The following is a 17,033-nucleotide window of genomic DNA, read 5'->3' as shown; positions in this document are numbered from 1 at the left end:
TCCCTGCGCACGCGAGGTGAATCGCGTGCGCAGGCTCTCGTCTCAATGCAGGACCCGCCGTGCCCGGCCCGGCGCTAGGATCGGTGCACGCATTCCCTCACGAGAGATCAGGCCATGCCCGCGACACCCGAGAAGGTTCGTTCCGTCATCCGGCAGTACGCCGACGCCTGGGCGCGCAACGATCGTGCGCTGCTGATTTCGCTGTTCGCCGAGGATGCGAAGTGGATCGATCCGGCCGGCACGCCGGCTTTCGTCGGCCACGCCGGCGTCGCCGCGTTCTGGGACTTCGCGCATCAGGAGACGGCCCGCGAGTTGTCGCCGCGGGTGCATCGCATCGTCGCCTGCGGCAACGAGGGCATTCTCGATTTCACGATGCAGGTACGCGTGCCGGGCGCGAATCAGGGGCTGGACCTGCACGTCATCGACCGCTTCGTGCTCGACGACGACGGCAAGATCGCGCTCGCCTGTGCGTACTGGGACGAGGCCAGCGCGAGCGCGCCGCCCGGCATGGACTTCTTCGCGCCGAACCTCGACGACGCCTACGACAAATCCTGATCGTCGCTACGCGCAACCGCCTCGATGGGCGCCGCTCCTGCACGGGAATTCGCAATCGTCGTTGCGAGTACGGCGGGGCCATCCGGCGACGTCGCGGGATGGCCCTGTCGCGCGAGCTGTCGCGATGGAGAGATCCCTTACAGAATCCACGGAATCAGCGCGCGCCGCGTACTCGGATAGTCGGCAAAATTCTCGCGATACCAGCGATGATGCGACAGCGCGCGTGGCAGCAGATTGGAGATCGTGAAGATCGCGAACAGCGCACCGGCGGCGGTCCACGACATCACCGCCCAGCCACACCACAGCACGATCTCGCCGAAGTAGTTGGCGGCTGACACATACTCGAACGCGCCGCCGCGCGGAATCCTGTAGCCGGGTGCGCCATCGCTGCGCAGGCCGATCAGGATGCTGTCGGCCTGGAAGTTGATCAGCCAGCCGGCGACGGCGATCGCCAGGCCGAGTCCGAAGCGCGGATCGCGGAACCACGCGTCCGTCATCAGATGCGGTGCGTGCGAAACCGCGTAGCCGTTGACGAAACCATTGAGGCCGTTGAACAGCACGCCGAAGATCACGCCGCTCATCGGAAAGCGTTTGCCGTCTTCATTGCGACGCAGCGGATAGATGATGCCGCGATACAGATAGTGACTCTGCCAGAGTGCGAACAGGACGATCGCCGGTGTGCCGGGCGATTGTGCGGTGAGCCAGAACGTGACCGCGAACGACCACCACTGCGGCGACTCGAACAGCAGCCACGCCGGCCGCGCCGTCATCGTGTTGCGGTCGGTCGGTCTGGCGTAGCGGCCGTAGGGATTGACCTGCTTCATCGTGCCGTAGAACGTGAACACTGCGAGCGCCGCGATGAAGATCAGGACGCCGGTGTAGAGGTGCTGCAGCATGGTTGCTCCCTTGCATGACGATGCGCCGCATCGATGCGCACCGCTCGCGAATCTGTCACCTGCCGGCCCTCCGGCATGCAGCATTAAGGCGTCGCGGGTCCGGCGATGCCTCGTCCATACGAATGATGGCGCCGTAGCCATTTCGGCCCTGCAGGTGCCGGCGGGAGTCAGGGCCGCGAACCGCTGTCGGGCTTTTCGCCGCGCTCGACCCAGCGGCGCAGTTCGTCCCACGCCGACGCCAGCTGCTGCGGCCGGAAGCCGCAGTGCATGTAGCCGTCGAGCGTGCTGAAAGGCAGCGGGCGGCGCATCGGCGGAACCGTCAGCTGCACGAGATGCTGCAGGTTGCCGGCAGCGGCGACGCGCCTGCCGAGGTCGACAGGCTGTGCATACGGCACGAGCGAATCGATGCGGTTGTGCAGCGTCAGCAGCGGCGTGTCGAAGCGGCCGCTCGCGGTATGCCATTTCGCGATGTAGGCGACCGCCTGCGGATCGGCGGCGATGCGCGCGATGCCGCGGTTCAGCGCCGCGATGTCGGCATCCGTCAGGCCCGCGCCGCGATAGACCCTGGCGCGGTTGTCGTAGGTGCTGCCGCCGGCGGTGGCGACCACATCGTCCATGCCCAGCGCGATCGTCGCGATCGGCAGCACGAAGGCGGCCGGGTCGGGTTCCCAGCCGGTCACGGCCGACACCTTGCGGATGATCGCGGCCTCGCGGCCGTCGGGATTTTCCGCCGCCGCCGTGAACAGCGCCTTGATCGGATCGAAGATCCGCTTGAGCTGGATGACGGCCCAGGGCTTCTGCAGCCAGCCCAACCCGGTCGGCGGCCGGGCGGCGAGCGCGGACACGTTCAACTCGTGCGATCCCGGCAGGGCATACGGCGTGCCGGCCGTGTAGTAGTCGTAGACCGCGCGGATGTCGATCAGTCGACCGATCAGCTCGGCGAAACTGTCGTCCGCGCCGCAGACCGCCAGCGCGCCGGCGAACGCGTCGGGATGCATTTCGATGAGACCGACGACGATGTTGCCGCCCATCGAGCCGCCAGCGATATAGACGCGTTTCGCACCGAGGCGGTCGAGATACTGCTTCAGGCGCAAGCTGTTCTCGACGCCGCTCTGCACGCCGAGCCCGGCCTTGTCGTAGGCGGCCGTCGCGACCGCGTAACCCTGCAGGTAGGCGTACTTCAGCAGGCCGCCGCTGAGATCCTGATCGAGCGGATTGTCGGGCACCTTCGTCGATGCACCGGGCAGGGTGTAGCCGTGCGCGAACAGCAGAGCATCACCACCATTCCAGTCGACCGGAAACGCGATCGCGTAGGCGTGTCCCGCCAGCGTGCCGTCCACCACCAGGCCACCATCGTCGAGCTCGGTGCTGCGCAAATCGGCCGCGCCGTTGCGCGTCGCACCAGCTGTGGCGAGCAGCCGCGAGCGAGCCGGACTGTCGCCGGGCCGGATGGCGGCACAGCCGGCCAGGCCGAGGATCAGCAAGGCCAGTGCGGTGCGAGGCAGTCGGCGCATGTGCAGGGCTCCGGAATGTCGGGATGTCGCGGTTGGCGAATCAGCGGACGATCGCATCCGCCATCAGCGTCTGGGTCGTCGCCTGCAGCGGCGGCGCGCTGTACGACATCAGCTGGATCAGGCCGATGAACAGCAGGTCGTTCTCGGGGTCGACCCAGAACCAGGTGCCGGCCGCGCCGTCCCAGTGATAGGTGCCCTTGCCGACCGGAATGCCGGCCAGCGCCGGATCGGTGAAGACGACACCGTTGAAGCCGAAACCGAAGCCCGGTCGCAGGCGCTGGTGGCCGGCAACGTAACCTGCATCCAGCATCGTGTCCGGCAAGTGATTGCGCATCTGCAGGGCGATCGCTTCGCGGCTGGCGATGCGGTGGCCGTTCAGTTCGCCGCCGTCGAGCAGCATCTGCGCGAAACGCGCGTAGTCGCCGGCGGTGGAGATCAGACCGCTGCCGCCCAGGGCCAATGCTGGCGGCGTTTCATGGTCCGGTGCCAGCGGATTGGCGATCGGGATCAGGGGGCCGTTCTTTTCGCTGAAGTACAGCGTCGCCCGGCGCCCCTGCTTTTCCGCCGGCGTGTGGAACGCCGTGTCCTGCATGCCGAGCGGCGTGAAGATGCGTTCGGCCATGAAGTCCGGCAGCGACTGGCCGCTGAGGCGTTCGATGATCGCGCCCTGCAGATCCATCGACAGGCTGTAGGCCCATTTCGTCCCCGGCTGGTAGGCCAGCGGCAGCGTCGCCAGCCGTGCGCAGAACTCCGTGAGGTTGGCGGACTTCCAGATCGCGGCCTTCTGGTAGAGGCGGTCGAACGCCGTGGTCGGCAGCAGGCCGTAGCCGAAACCGGCGGTGTGCGTCATCAGCTCGCGCATGGTTGGCGCGTGCGCCGCCACTTCGGTGGTGTAGCTGCCGTCCGGCAGGTGTTGCCCGATCACCGCCAGATTCGCGAGCTCCGGCAGGTGTCGGCCGATCGGATCGTCCAGCGCCCAGCGACCTTCGTCGAACAGGATCATCATTGCCGTCGCCGTCACCGGCTTGGTCATCGAATAGATGCGGAACAGGGTGTCGGCGCGCATCGGCTCCGCGCTCGCGAGATCCTTGCTGCCCATCGCGTTGACGTGAACGGTGCGGCCGTGACGAGCGACCAGCGTCAACGCACCGGCGAGCGTGCCCTGATCGATCAGCTGCTGCACCGCCGCGTCGACGGCGGCCAGGCCCTCGCGAGACAGTCCGACGTCTTCCGGCTGCGCCGGCTCCAGATTGCGTTCCAGGGGGGCGTGCTTCGGCATTTCGATGGTCATCCGGGTTCGTGCTGCTCGCGCTGCGGGCAGGGCGGCGATGCTATTTCAGATATCGGTCAAGGAAAGTGCAGAAGTCCTGCATGCAGGCATCGGACTCGGGCATGCGGAAGCCCATGAAGCCGTGCGGCATGCCCTCGAAGACACGCAGCTCCTGCGTGACGCCGGCGTCGATCAGCTTGCGCTGCAGTCGCGCGCAGTCGGACAGCAGCGTGTCGCGCGTGCCGGTCGCGATGATCGTCGGCGGAAAGTCCGCCGGATACCTTGCATGGATCGGCGAGAGCGCTGCCGAGCGCAGCGCCTCGTCCGAGCCGACCAGCTTGCGCACGGTATCGAGCGAATCGGTGTCGAGAATGTCGTAGGGCACCAGCGTCCGGTTGGTGTCGCCGGCGCCGGTCACGTCCGTCCAGGGCGTCGCGAGCAGCAGCGCCGCCGGCAGCGCTTCGCCCAGCGCATGCAGCCGGAGCGTGGTTCGCAGGGCGAGGCCGCCGCCGGCCGAATTGCCCATCAGGGCGATCGACGAAGCCGGACGCTCCTTGCGCAGCTCGCGGTAGATCGCGACCAGACGATCGACGTCGGCACCCGGCGGCGCCTCCCACCACAACGGATAGCGCACGGACAGCACGGCGCAGTTCAGCAGCTCGACGACGGGTGTCGCCGAGCAGGCTTCGTTCTCGGGGGCGCCGGACACGTAGCCGCCGCCGTGGATGTGGACCAGCAGCCGCGGGTCGCGACCGGCGTCGTACCCCGGCGGATGGAACAGCACATGTTCGGCACCGTCCAGCGTGAGCCGGCGCGACTGCGCAGGTTTCACGTTCAGCATCTGCTGCATCAGGGGACTGGCGATGAACGCCTTGCCGGCTTCGTTACGCGCCCGCCATTCCTCGGTGGAGGTCGGCGCGACCCGATTGATCGGCACGTGGCGGAACATCTCGGCAATCGCACGCGCCTCGCGACTGATGGTGTCGGGCAGCAGACTCCAGACGCCCGTCTCGCGCTTTTCCGTATGGGTATTCATCGGGGACTCCGGTGGCGGTTCGCGCTCAGGCGGTTTTGGGGTGGAATGCCCGCAGGCGCAGCGCGTCCGTGCGCAGCGGCTGGTCCGCGGTGACGTGCAGGCTGCGAACTTCGCCGGCCTGCAGGTCGAAGTAGTTGTCGCTGTAGCGGAGGCTGGCGTCGTCGCCCTGCAGGTGCACGAAGCTGTGATAGCGCGTGCCGCGCAGGGTCACCGCCAGGCCACCGTCGTCCAGCGCCTCGATCTGCATCTGCGGCAGCTCGTCGGCCAGCGGCAAGTCCTTGAACGCGGCGAACAGCAGGCGGTTGCCGGCAAAATTCGGCGAGCGCACCGTCAGCACGCGATCGGGCGAGGCGGCGATGGTCGCGGCATCGGCGCGCCAGACCGCGACCGACTGGTTCGCGCCAGCGTTGATCGACAGCGATTCGCGCCACAGCGGCTCGCCGTTGAGGTGCAGCATCGTCACCGTGGCGTCGATCTGCGCGGGTGCCTGCCGATCGTTGCTGATCCAGAGTTCGACATCGCCGTTGTCGAGCGTCTTGAACGACGCCATCAGCGGCGCGTAGGCGCGCGCCACGTAGAACCAGCTCGCCTTGCGCACGCCATCGTGATCGACGAGGCTCCAGCTGATGCCGGGCCAGCAATCGTTGTATTGCCAGATCAGCGTGCCTGAGCAATGCGGCTTGCGGCGCCGGTAGTGTTCGACGCCGAACTTCAGGCCCTCGGCCTGGACAAGCTGGGTGTAGTCGACGTACTCGTCGAGGTTGCCGGGCAGGCCGGTGACCGGCAACAGCATCGCATTGACCTTGTTCTTCGGACGGTCCTTGATGCGATCGAGGAAGGCCGCACTATCGAGCGCGAGCGCTTCATGTCCGATCCAGCGTTCCAGCGTCGCGCGTGCGGGCGCCGCCTGGATGCCGAACTCGCTGACGAAGCGCGCCTTGTCCTCGGCGTAGCGCGTGTAGGCGACGGCCGCCGGGCTGTGGTCGAAACCGCCGACCGGCAGTTCGTCAGGCACCGGCGGCAGACCATGCCAGACGGTCCAGTTGTGCACGTCGCCGGCGCGCATGCTGTTGTGGCTGGGACCGCCGTAAGGGCTGCCGGGACGATACGGCGTGGCCGGGTCCAGCTGTCGCAGCGCGTCGGGAATCAGCGTCTCGAAGATCAGATCGCCGGGATAGCGGGTCTTGGTACCGGACAGGCGATCGACGAGCTGATGGACGGCTTGCCCTTCGTTGTTGCCGCACCACAGCGCCAGGCAGGGGTGATGGCGCAGGCGCCGGACCTGCGCATCGACTTCGCGGCGCACACTGCCGACCAGATCGGCGTCGTGATCGGGGTAGGGGGCACAGGCGAACATGAAGTCCTGCCAGACCAGCAGGCCGAGGCGGTCACAGGCGTCGTAGAACGCATCGGCTTCGTATACGCCGCCGCCCCAGACGCGCAGCATGTTGATGTTCGCGTCGATCGCGGAGCGCAGCAGGCTCTCGTAGTCCTGCACGGTGACGGCACCGACGAAGCTGCTGGCCGGAATCCAGTTCACGCCACGCGCGAACAGCGGCACGCCGTTGAGCACGAAGCGGAAGAAATCGCAGCCGGGCTCGTCGGGGTCCGGCGAAGTGTCCAGCTCGATGCGGCGGATGCCGACCGCCTGCGTACGGCTGTCGAGCGTCTGCGTGCCGCGACAGAGCGCCGCTTCGAGCCGGTACAGCGCCGGCGCGCCGAGCTCGGGCGTCCACCACAATTCCGGCTGCTCGACGACCAGCTCGGTTCCGACCCGCTGCTGATCGGCGTCGATGGCGAGACGGGCTTGCGCGGCACAGTCGCCGGTCGGCGAAAAGAGGCGGAGTTGCACGTTCAGCGCGTCGCCGGCACGCGTCGCGAACTCGTCGATCGACAGCGTGATCTGCAGGTGCGCCCGCGCCGGTGTCGCCTGCGTCACGACCTGCAGATCATCGATCGCGGCGATCCGTTGACGGAGCAGATGCACCGGTTGCCACAGTCCGACGGTTGGCAGGTCGGGACCCCAGTCCCAGCCCCAGCCGAACTGCGCCTTGCGATGGAAATTGCGTTTCGATGCCTTGATCGGGTCAGCGATGAATGGCCAGATCGGCATCGATTTGTCGGCGACCTGCTGTGCCGGCGGTGCGAAACGCACCAGCAGTACGTGCGACGAGGCCTTGCGCAGCGCGGTGCCGATATCGAATCGCAGTGGCGTGAACATGTTGTCGCAGCTGCCGAGCAGCGTGTCGTCGAGCCAGATCGTCGCGTAGGTGTCGAGCCCCTCGAAGCACAGTTGCACGCGCTCGTTCGGCTCGGGTGCGTCGGCATCGAAACGGATGCGCCACCACCATTCGCGATCGCGCACCCAGCTGCATGCTGCCTCGTTCCGGTCGGCCAGCGGATGCGGGATGCGGCCGGCGCGGTGCAGGGCGAGATAGGTATCGCCGGGTGCCGGGCAGGGTATCCAGGCATCACCGCCGTGCGTCAGCGCGACCGGCGACCCTTCGCCGGGCGCGAGGTCGAGAATTTCCCATTCCGTCAGAGCGGATGCGGCGGGCCTTGGGCTAGGGTTCATCGTGTCCTCGTCTGAATGCTGCGGAAGCGGGCGCGCTTCCGCGGATCTGGTCTGCAAGGTGCGGCGCAGCATCGTCATGCCGGCGCTGTCTCAGCTCTTCGACCATGCGGGCGTGCGTCGCGCGGTCTAGCCGATAACGAATCAGAAACACGGCACCGACGAACGACAGCGCCGCCGCGCCCGGGCCATAGAAGAAACCAAGCTCGCGCACCATTGCGTCCGGCAGCACGATGTCGAGGCCGGCCTGCCTGGTTTCCTGCACCGGGAAATGAATGGCCGTCAACAGCAGTCCGGACAGCAGGCTGCCGATGCTGCCAGCGGTCTTGCCGGCGAAAGCCCAGCCGGCGTAGAACAGGCCTTCGCGCCGCGCACCGAACAGATACTCGTGTTCGTCGGCGGCGTCGGCCATCATCGAGATGAAGGCGATTGCCGCCATCGCCATCAGTGAGCCGGCCACTGACATTGCCGCCGCGAGGAAAACAGCCAGCGCCTGGCCTTCGAGCGGCAGCGCGCCGAGCAGGCGCAGCGACGATGGCAGTGCCTGCATCGCGGCCCAGCCGCCGAGGCCGACAAGCACCGAGGTCTTCTTCTCGAGTCGGCCGATCAACGGCGCCATCAGCGGCGCACCGACCAGCGTGCCGACGATGAAGGCGACGGTGACGAGCTGGATCTGGCCACTTCTCAGATGCCAGAAAAAGCTGTTCGCGTGCAGCGCCAGCGCCTGGGTCATGCCGAACGCGACGAAGAAGATCAGCGACGACGCAAACAGCAGGCGGAACGAACGGTTGCCGAACAGTTCACGCAGTTCCGGCATCAGTCGCCGCAGCAGAGGCGCCGGCGTCGCCGGCGGCAGGTGCTGACGCGCCAGAGTGCGATGGACGGTGCGGCAGGACAGGCTGCCCCAGATCACGACAATGGCGGCCAGCGTCAGCGCAAAAGGTGCGTAGGCCTGACGGTCGGCGAGCCCGGCGGGGCCCGAGAAGAAAAACGAAAATCCGATCACGACGCCGCTGAGTGCGCCGATCATCGCGAAGCCCCAGCAGAAGCTCATGATGCGCGAGCGCTCGACGTGGTCGTCGACGATTTCCGCGCCGACCGTGAGAAACGGCAGATGGAAAGTCGACACGCCGATCCGTACGGCGATCGACAGGAAGGCAAGCAGCACGAACAGGGCGCCCTGCTGGTTCCAGTCCGGCAGCGAGAAGATTGCGACAAAGCTCGCGGCAATCATCGGCAATCCGACGAGCATGAATGGCAAGCGGCGACCGAGGCGCGAATGCAGGTTGTCCGACAACGACCCGATCAGCGGATCGGCGATCGCGTCGACAACCAGGCCGGCAGCAATCGCGACGCCGGCCAGTGACGCCGACAGTCCGCACACCGTGGTGGCGTAGAACAACAGGAAGGTGTTGACCAGCGCGCTGATCGTGCCCTCGACGGCGGCGCCGACGGCATAGCTCAGCTTCGTGCCGCTTCCGAGCCGGCTGCTGCGCAGCGCCGCGCGGACGGCGCCGGTGCTCCCGACCGGCGTCTTCGACGTTGTAACTGCAGCGGCTTGCACGGATTGTTCTCCTCGGCGCCGGCTCCGAAGGGACCGGCCGCTCCTCTGCTTTTTTCGGGCGCCAGTCTATCCGCGAATTTACAGAACGCACAACCTGTTTATGAAAAAAATAAACAAGTTGTACGTTCTGTTTTGTAGTGATAGGCTGCCGCAAAATGGCGACTCTGGAAGATCGCCGAGGAGAGATCATGAGCACCAAGCCGGCAAGTGTTGGCCGTTCCACAGCACGGGCATTGCCGTCGCAGACGCCCGCCAGACGGACGTCGAAGAAGCCACGACCGCAGGCGGTCCGCAGCGCCGATACCAGGCGGCGACTGGTCGATGCCGCCGTCGCCTGCCTGTCCCGCTACGGCTACAGCGCGACGACAGTCAGCGTCGTCGCCAGGCAGGCGAAAGTCAGCCGCGGTGCGATGACGCATCAATATCCGGCGAAAAGCGATCTGATGGTTGCCGTTGTCGAGGCGGTCTACGAGGCTGATGGCGAGCAGTACCGGCGTTCGGTGGAGGCGATTCCGTCGCGCGAATGGATGCGCGAATTGCCGACCATCATGTGGGATGTCATCTCGCGGCCGTCGGGTATCGCCGTGATGGAAATCATGCTGGCGTCGCGTTCCGATCGCGAACTCGCGGACAAGCTGCGTTCCGTGCAGCGCGGCATCGATGTGCATGCGCACCAGTGGGTGATCGAAAGGCTGGAGAGCGCCGGACTCAAGGACCGGCCGGACGGCGATGCCGTTCACCGCCTGTTCGTGGCGGCGATCCGTGGCCTCGCTCTGGAGGGATTGTTCCGGCGCGACAAGGTCGGGATCGAGAAATCGGTCGCCGTGCTCAAGGAAATCATCTGTCACCTGTATCCGGGAATCGGCTTCCCGGAAAAGCCTTAGCGCCCGAGCGGCGCGGGCGCTGAGGCAGGCGGAGATCTGCCGCAGCGGTATCCGAGCGATCGCGCCGGCATGGCGGACGGATCGCCGAGCAAACAAGCCTGGAGGAGGCGAACTGGTCATGCGAATCCGTTTTCTTCGGATCTCCGATCCGAATCTGCGGCGCGCGGCGCTGCTGGGCCTCGGCCTGATCGGGCTGCCGTCCACCACCTGGGCGCAGTCGGATGCCGCGGCCGCCACATCGACACCCGACGCGCAGAAACCCGCCGAGCCGGCCGACGAGCTGCAGACCGTGCCGACGATCAGCGTGCCGGACACGCCGCCACCGCCGGTCGCGTCGTCGTCCTCGTCATCGTCAGACGGCGCCCCGATTGCCGAGATCGTCGTTACCGCGACCAAGCGCGAGGAGCGCGTGCGCCGGATTCCGGCATCGATCACGGCGGTTTCGGGCGAGATGCTGGAGAACGCCGGCAAGCAGAGCCTGAACGACTTCATCCAGCAGTCGCCCGGCGTCACGGCGTCGCAGTCGAATTCCGGCTATACCCGCATCAGCATCCGCGGCATCAGCACCGATACCAAGCCGATCACCGAGACTTCGTCGCCGGTCGGCATCCTGATCGGCGATACCGCGTTCACCGATCCCTATATCTCGAGCATCGTGCCGGACCTGAGTGCCTTCGATCTGGCCGGCGTGCAGATCCTCAAGGGCCCGCAGGGCACGCTGTTCGGTGCTGCCGCCCTGTCCGGCGCGATCCGCTACGAACTGCAGGAGCCGGTGATCGGCGAATGGCAGGCACGCATGTTCTCGCAGTACGTGCTGCCGTCGGCGGGCTCCGGTGCCTTCACCGAGGGTCTCGCGGTCAATGCGCCAGTGCTCGACACCGCGGCGCTGCGCCTCGACTACATCCATCGCCGCTATCCGGGGGCCTACGACGACGTGCGCAGCGATCCGGTGCGCCACGACATCGACACCGGGCGCGGCCAGCAGCTTCGTGCGATCGCGTTGTGGGAACCTGCGCCACGCTGGAAATTCAAGCTCACGCACATCAACCAGAACTACGCGTCACCCGACGCCTCGGGCGTCGCCGACGCCCGGCACGGTCCGCGCGCCACCGATCAGGAAATCGTGCCGAGCCCGGTCGACAATCGCTTCGATCTGGACAGCCTCGAAGCGAACTACGACTTCGACACCATGCGCGTGGTGTCCCTGACCTCGCATACCGGCAAGCACGCGAACTCGTCGCTGGATCTCACGTATTCGGCGGTGGGGTCGCCGCCGCCGCCGGGTTATCCGGCCGCGGCCGCCTTCATTCTCGCCAGCAGCTCGAAGACCCACTCGATTTCGCAGGAGTTGCGCCTGCAGTCGACCGGCGACGGGCCGTTCCAGTGGCTGTTCGGCGCCTACTACTACGACTACGGATTCAAGGGGAACATCATTCTCGATTCCGTTGCCCAGCAGAATCTCACGGGCCCCGGCAGCCTGCTCGGGCAGCTGCTCGACGCGCTCGATGCGCCCTTGAATCTCGAACAGAGAACCTCGCTCAGCTACGGCGACTACGACATCCAGTCGCACGAATATGCCCTGTTCACCGATCTGGGCTATCAGCTGCTGGACGATCTGAAGCTGTCGGCCGGGGCGCGTTTCTACCGGACCACGATCGGTGGCATTTCCAACGGCGACGGTCTGCTCGTGATTGCCGCCAACGGCGGCATGCCGACTCGCGTCGACGTGTCCGACGGCGAGAATGGCGTCAACCCGAAGCTGTCGCTGACCTACGATATCTCCCGCGACATGATGCTGTACGCCACGGTAGTGAAAGGCTTTCGCTTCGGTGGCATCAATACGACGCCGTCGACCGTTCAGGTCAAAGTGCCACCGACCTACAAGTCCGACACGCTCTGGAACTACGAAGCGGGTCTGCGCACGAACTGGCTCGACGATTCGCTGCACGCCGACCTCGCCGCCTTCTACATCCAGTACAAGAATCCGATCATCAAGCAGCAGCAGGGGACCACGATCTACACCGACAACGTCGGCGGCGCGATCAGCCGGGGGCTCGAAGCGAGCCTGCTGTGGAACACGCCGCTCGATGGGCTGACGCTGTCGGCAAGCGCCGGCCTCACCGACGCCCACACCACCCGGCCGTTCACCGATGCCAACGGCAAGACCGTCGCGCCCGGCACGCAGATGCCGGGCGCGGCGCGTTCGCAGTATTCGACGTCGCTGCAGTACATGCGCCCTCTGGGCATGCTGATGACCGCCACCAGCGTCGGCTACACCTATGTCGGCAAGGGCTTCGACGATCTGACCCACGACATTCCGATCAACGACTACGGCACGCTCGACGCCGGCTTTGCCGTCAGCACGCTGCTGTACGGCGCCAAGGCGCGGCTCAGTTTCAATGTTGCCAATATCCTCGACGAGACGACGCCGATTTCCGGCGCGACCGGAACCGCCATCCTCAATCCGCTGGCCACGGCGACGGCGTACTATCTGAATCCGCCACGGACCTACACCGTGCGCCTCAGCGTCGATTACTGACGACAGCGGGGATTCCGAATCGGACATGAACGGTCAATCGACACCAACGGGCGTTGAGTCCTCGGCCGCGCCGCAGCGCTCGCCGGCCTTTCTGCGCCACTATCTCGGACAGCTGATCTCGTTCTATCACCCGCGCTGCCTCGATCCGCGTGGTGGCTATTTCCAGTTCTTCCGCCGCGACGGCAGCGTCTTCGAGCCGCAGATGCGGCACCTGGTCAGCAGCGCGCGCATCGCGGTCAACTACGCGTTTGCGTACCGGCAATCCGGAAGCCCCGAACATCGCGCGGCGATTGCGCATGGCATCGACTACCTGCGTGCGGCGCATCGCAACGCACGGACCGGCGGTTATGCCTGGCTCCTGCGTGACGGCGAGGTCGTCGATGCCACCAATCACTGCTACGGGCTGGCGTTCGTGATGCTGGCCTACGCCAAGGCCGCGCAGTCCGGCTTCCATGAGGCTCGCACCTACGTCGACGAGACCTGGGAGATTCTGGAAGCGCGTTTCTGGGAGCCGCGACACGGACTCTATGCCGACGAAGCGAGCGCCGACTGGACACTGTCACCGTATCGCGGCCAGAACGCGAACATGCATCTGTGCGAGGCGTTCATCGCGGCTTTCGAGGCGACCGGCGTGTCACGCTTTCTCGATCGCGCCGCGCTGCTTGCCGACCACATGGTCAATCGGCAGGCCGCGCTGTGCGGCGGACAGGTCTGGGAACATTACGATACCGACTGGCAGGTCGACTGGCTGTACAACAAGGGCGACCGTTCCAACATCTTCCGACCCTGGGGCCTGCAACCCGGCCATCAGATCGAATGGGCCAAATTGCTGCTGTTGCTGGAGCGGCACGATCCTCGGCCCTGGCGTGCGAACCGTGCCGGCGAGCTGTTCCGGACCGCGGTCGAACTGGCCTGGGACCGTCGCAACGAAGGCCTGATCTACGGATACGACGAGAACGGCGGCGCCTACGACCGCGACAAGTACAGCTGGGTGCAGGCCGAGGCGATGGCGGCCGCTGCCTTGCTCGCGCAGCGCAGCCGGGAGACGTACTACGTGGATTGGTACGACAGGATCGCCGCGTACAGCTGGCGCGTGTTCGTCGATCCGCAGTACGGCTGCTGGCATCGCATCCGTACACCGGACAATGCGCCCTGCGACGAGGAAGGCTGCTTTTCCGGGCTCACCGATTACCACACGATGAGCGCCTGCACCGACATCATCGCCGCGCTGGCGCCGGTCTGAGGCGGCGCCAGCGCGCGCTTCGCGCATCAAACCCGGCTGATCACGATCTCCCCGCCCGCGGCATGGCCGGCGGGGAGATGCGTGCCGGCGGCGGCGCTACCACGAGAAGCCGCGGAAGGCCGGGCTGGTCCAGCCGATGCCGTCATTGCTCGCAGCGGCCGCCAGCGGCGTGCCGCCGTAGATCACGTTGCCGCTGCTGTTCTGGTAAGTCAGCCAGGGAATCGTGCCCTGCTGGCTGACACCGGGCTTGCTGAAGTCACAGACGCCATTCGGGAACAGCGCTTCCATCTGTGCCCATTGGTCGTCGGTGAAGGCGGTCGGGCCGTAGTCATCGTTGCGGTTGAGCGGCCTGAGCTGGCATTTGTTGGTGTCGGTGGTGATGGCGTCGCCGGCCACCGTGCGCGGCGTGCCGAAGATCGGCACCACCAGCGAGCTGCACAGCTGGTTGCTCAGCTTCTGGCCGGCGCCGTCCCAGCATTCGTCGGTCAGATCGCCCGGCTTGTCGGCGACGATCTTCTGCGCGAGCGGGACGTCGCTGAGGTCTTTCTCGACGGCTGACAGCCAGGCATCCATCGCGATCAGGCTGTTCTGGTTGCAGGCAAGATCACCGGCGATGATCAGCGCGCCTTCCCAGATCAGCTGATTGGCGTGCGAGCCGTGTTCGCGATCGAGGCGGCCGCGCATCGCGAAGGCGCGATAGGCATCGTGGAACAGGCCCGGGTCCGGGCCGCGGCAGTCGATGATCGCGACCTGATCCATGTTGTTGCCTTCATTGATCATGCCGCTGCGATAGGCATTGCCCAGCGCCGGTTCGACCGCGGCAAGCCGCGTGCTGGTCAGGTTGGTGTCGACATCGAGGCCGCCGATCTTTTCGTTGACGTCGAGGAACTGCAGCGGCGTGATGCTGCCGTCCTGCAATGCCGACAGGCCGTACTGCACGCCGACGTTGTCGACCGGGAAACCGGCGAAGCCGTGACCGGCGGCCTTTTCCATGTCGCTCCACAGCTCCGGCGGGCGCGGTCCGAACAGGTTGATCGCCGCGTCGGTGATCGTGCAGCGCGTGCCGCCCGGATTGTTGACCGGATCGTAGCGCTGCGCATCACTGACGCCGCTGCAGGGGTCGGTCGGCACGGCGACGTGGAACTGCGCGCTTTCGCTGACCGTCGCATTGAGCGTCAGCAGCTCACGGCCCATGACCTTGGCCTGTTTGCTCATGGGCCAGCTCACGCCGTCCGCCCATTTGCTGTTGTCGCCGAAGTACGCAAGCAGCAGGTGATAGTCGGCGAACTGCGTCGCCGTGCTCCAGGCATCCGGAAACGAGCAGGTCGGCAGGATGCCCTGATAGATCCCCGGATAGGCGTTGGCGATCCACTGCTGGGCCAGCGAGCCGCCCGAGCAGCCGGTACCGATCGTGTAGCGCAGCGTGCCGTAGTGCTCGATCAGATGTTCCTTGGCCATGATCAGCGACTCCGCCTGCAGCGCCACATTGCAGTTGTGGCCGCTGTAGTCGAGCGCCGTCGACATTACCGCGAAACCGGCACCAAGCGCGTACTGCGCACTGTCCGGAACGGCCTGCGACGGCAGATTCGGCGAGTTGCCGCCGGTGATGCTGATGATGTTGGCCGGCGCGTAGCTGAGCACGCTCGGCGCCGTGCCCGTCATGTACGAAACCCCACAGCTGACGCCGTGCGTGATCAGCAGTTTGTGATTGAACTGGGCTTGCGGGCTGATGGCCGTCCAGTCCTGGCCCGGCTGATAGAGCGCGGCGATCTGATACTGATCGCGATCCTGGTAGCCGGTTTCGACGCGGACGATGAACGGCACCGTCACGCCCTGGTCGGTCGTCGTGTTGGCGACGTCGCTCGGCGGATTCTCCGGATCGTAGGGCTGGAAGCCGATCTTCAGCGGATCGGACGACAGATAGACGAAGCTGTAGCTCGCCGGCTGGTTGCATTGCGCGTCGACCGCGCCGTCCTGGCAGGTCCAGGGCTGCAGCTGCGGGCCGGCGAGGATCGGCCCGCCATTCGGATGGTCGACCAGCGTGGTCTGCGCCTTGCCGCCCGGGTACTGCGCCTTGAAGCTGTTGTCGCCGACGTTCAGGCCGGTCACCAGGCCGCGCAGCGTGCCGTCGCTGCTCGGCGCGAACAGGCTGCTGACGTCGTTGCCGTTGAGACTCATGGTCACGGTCGAAGTATCGACGCCGGCCGGCAGCACGACATCGAGCAGTGCGTCGCCGCCGCTGATCAGATCGGCGCGGTTCGACATCACGCGAATGCCGATGCCGCCACTGCTGCTGCCGTTGCCACTTCCGCCGCTGCCACCGGTTGGCGAACTGACGCCGCAGGCAACCAGCAGTGCGGCAAGCGTCGCGCCGACGACGGCTTTCAGATGTCGAGCTGTCAACATGGGACCTCCCCCGGGAGCGCCATCGAGGGCGCCCGATTATTGGAATGCGCACGGCTTGATGCCACGCGATACCCCGATGTCCGGGGCCGGCCCATTATGGCGCGCGTTGCGCCCGGCGATGATGGGCGCAGCGCCCGGCCACGATTGTCATTCATGCCGGGGCGGACGCGGGCCGGAACTCGCCGTGCGCGGCATCGCCGCGCCCGCCGGGCTGCACGAAGTTCGTGCGCTGCGCCGATCCGTGCGCACCAATTTGGCGGCGCGACACCCGTCGATTCGCCCGCGGCGTGGCCGATGGCCACGCAAACCGCCTTGTACAAAGGGCCGGACCGCTGGCACGCGCTTTGCTCCGTTTCATGCTGAGTTGGTGGCTAGGGTTCCAGCTTCGTCGTCCGGCGAAGTGTTCGGTCCGAGAGCTGCCGTCCGGATGAAGATCCGGAGCACGGCGGGATAAAAGCCCGGGAGACCTCGACCAGCCGGATTGGCAAGGTTCGAGCGTGTCTGTGCCCGTGTCTCGCCAATCCTCCGACGTCTAGTTTTTATGGAATCGCGAG

11 protein-coding genes and 1 riboswitch are annotated in these 17,033 nt (G+C 66.3%); of the genes, 4 read left to right on the top strand and 7 right to left on the bottom strand.

Annotated elements, in window-relative coordinates; all coding sequences use genetic code 11:
- Positions 1–114 precede the first annotated feature (114 nt).
- Entirely contained in the window at positions 115–555 is a 441-nt protein-coding gene (locus G7Y85_RS13900; RefSeq protein ID WP_166258208.1) for a nuclear transport factor 2 family protein, read from the top strand.
- A 137-nt stretch (positions 556–692) separates the two neighbouring features.
- On the opposite strand, the gene G7Y85_RS13895 is transcribed toward G7Y85_RS13900, so the two are convergent.
- The 6 genes from G7Y85_RS13895 to G7Y85_RS13870 all read right to left on the bottom strand — a co-directional run bounded on the left by G7Y85_RS13895 (position 693) and on the right by G7Y85_RS13870 (position 9,407).
- A complete protein-coding gene (locus tag G7Y85_RS13895) occupies positions 693–1,451 on the bottom strand; it encodes a DUF1295 domain-containing protein (RefSeq protein ID WP_166258205.1) in 759 nt (252 codons plus the stop codon).
- Positions 1,452–1,618: 167 nt separating this feature from the next.
- Positions 1,619–2,965 (bottom strand): alpha/beta hydrolase, encoded by a 1,347-nt coding sequence (locus tag G7Y85_RS13890; RefSeq protein ID WP_166258202.1) that lies wholly within the window; start codon positions 2,963–2,965, stop codon positions 1,619–1,621.
- A gap of 40 nt (positions 2,966–3,005) precedes the next feature.
- Complete coding sequence (locus G7Y85_RS13885) at positions 3,006–4,256, bottom strand: serine hydrolase domain-containing protein (RefSeq protein ID WP_206675579.1); 1,251 nt, start codon at positions 4,254–4,256, stop codon at positions 3,006–3,008.
- A 40-nt stretch (positions 4,257–4,296) separates the two neighbouring features.
- Complete coding sequence (locus G7Y85_RS13880) at positions 4,297–5,271, bottom strand: alpha/beta hydrolase (RefSeq protein ID WP_166258199.1); 975 nt, start codon at positions 5,269–5,271, stop codon at positions 4,297–4,299.
- A gap of 25 nt (positions 5,272–5,296) precedes the next feature.
- Positions 5,297–7,846 (bottom strand): glycoside hydrolase family 2 protein, encoded by a 2,550-nt coding sequence (locus tag G7Y85_RS13875; RefSeq protein WP_166258196.1) that lies wholly within the window; start codon positions 7,844–7,846, stop codon positions 5,297–5,299.
- Complete coding sequence (locus G7Y85_RS13870) at positions 7,836–9,407, bottom strand: MFS transporter (protein WP_166258193.1); 1,572 nt, start codon at positions 9,405–9,407, stop codon at positions 7,836–7,838. Before G7Y85_RS13870 ends, G7Y85_RS13875 begins: the two co-directional genes overlap by 11 nt.
- Positions 9,408–9,595: 188 nt before the next feature.
- On the opposite strand from G7Y85_RS13870, the gene G7Y85_RS13865 reads away from it, so the two are divergent.
- The 3 genes from G7Y85_RS13865 to G7Y85_RS13855 all read left to right on the top strand — a co-directional run bounded on the left by G7Y85_RS13865 (position 9,596) and on the right by G7Y85_RS13855 (position 14,073).
- The gene (locus G7Y85_RS13865; RefSeq protein WP_166258190.1) at positions 9,596–10,291 is read left to right on the top strand and encodes a TetR/AcrR family transcriptional regulator; all 696 of its coding nucleotides are present in this window, start codon (positions 9,596–9,598) and stop codon (positions 10,289–10,291) included.
- A gap of 118 nt (positions 10,292–10,409) precedes the next feature.
- Complete coding sequence (locus G7Y85_RS13860) at positions 10,410–12,830, top strand: TonB-dependent receptor (RefSeq protein ID WP_166258187.1); 2,421 nt, start codon at positions 10,410–10,412, stop codon at positions 12,828–12,830.
- A gap of 25 nt (positions 12,831–12,855) precedes the next feature.
- On the top strand, positions 12,856–14,073 hold the full coding sequence (locus G7Y85_RS13855; protein ID WP_166258184.1) for an AGE family epimerase/isomerase: 1,218 nt from the start codon (positions 12,856–12,858) through the stop codon (positions 14,071–14,073).
- A 96-nt stretch (positions 14,074–14,169) separates the two neighbouring features.
- Here G7Y85_RS13855 and G7Y85_RS13850 read toward each other — a convergent pair whose 3' ends face one another.
- Complete coding sequence (locus tag G7Y85_RS13850) at positions 14,170–16,479, bottom strand: DUF6351 family protein (RefSeq protein WP_166258181.1); 2,310 nt, start codon at positions 16,477–16,479, stop codon at positions 14,170–14,172.
- Positions 16,480–16,839: 360 nt separating this feature from the next.
- Positions 16,840–16,946: riboswitch (guanidine-I (ykkC/yxkD leader) on the top strand.
- Positions 16,947–17,033 lie beyond the last annotated feature (87 nt).

It is taken from the genome of Solimonas terrae (assembly GCF_011067135.1).
GTDB lineage: Bacteria > Pseudomonadota > Gammaproteobacteria > Nevskiales > Nevskiaceae > Solimonas > Solimonas terrae.
Note: the sequence above shows the minus strand (reverse complement) of the source record. Positions and strands in the feature narration are given on the sequence as shown.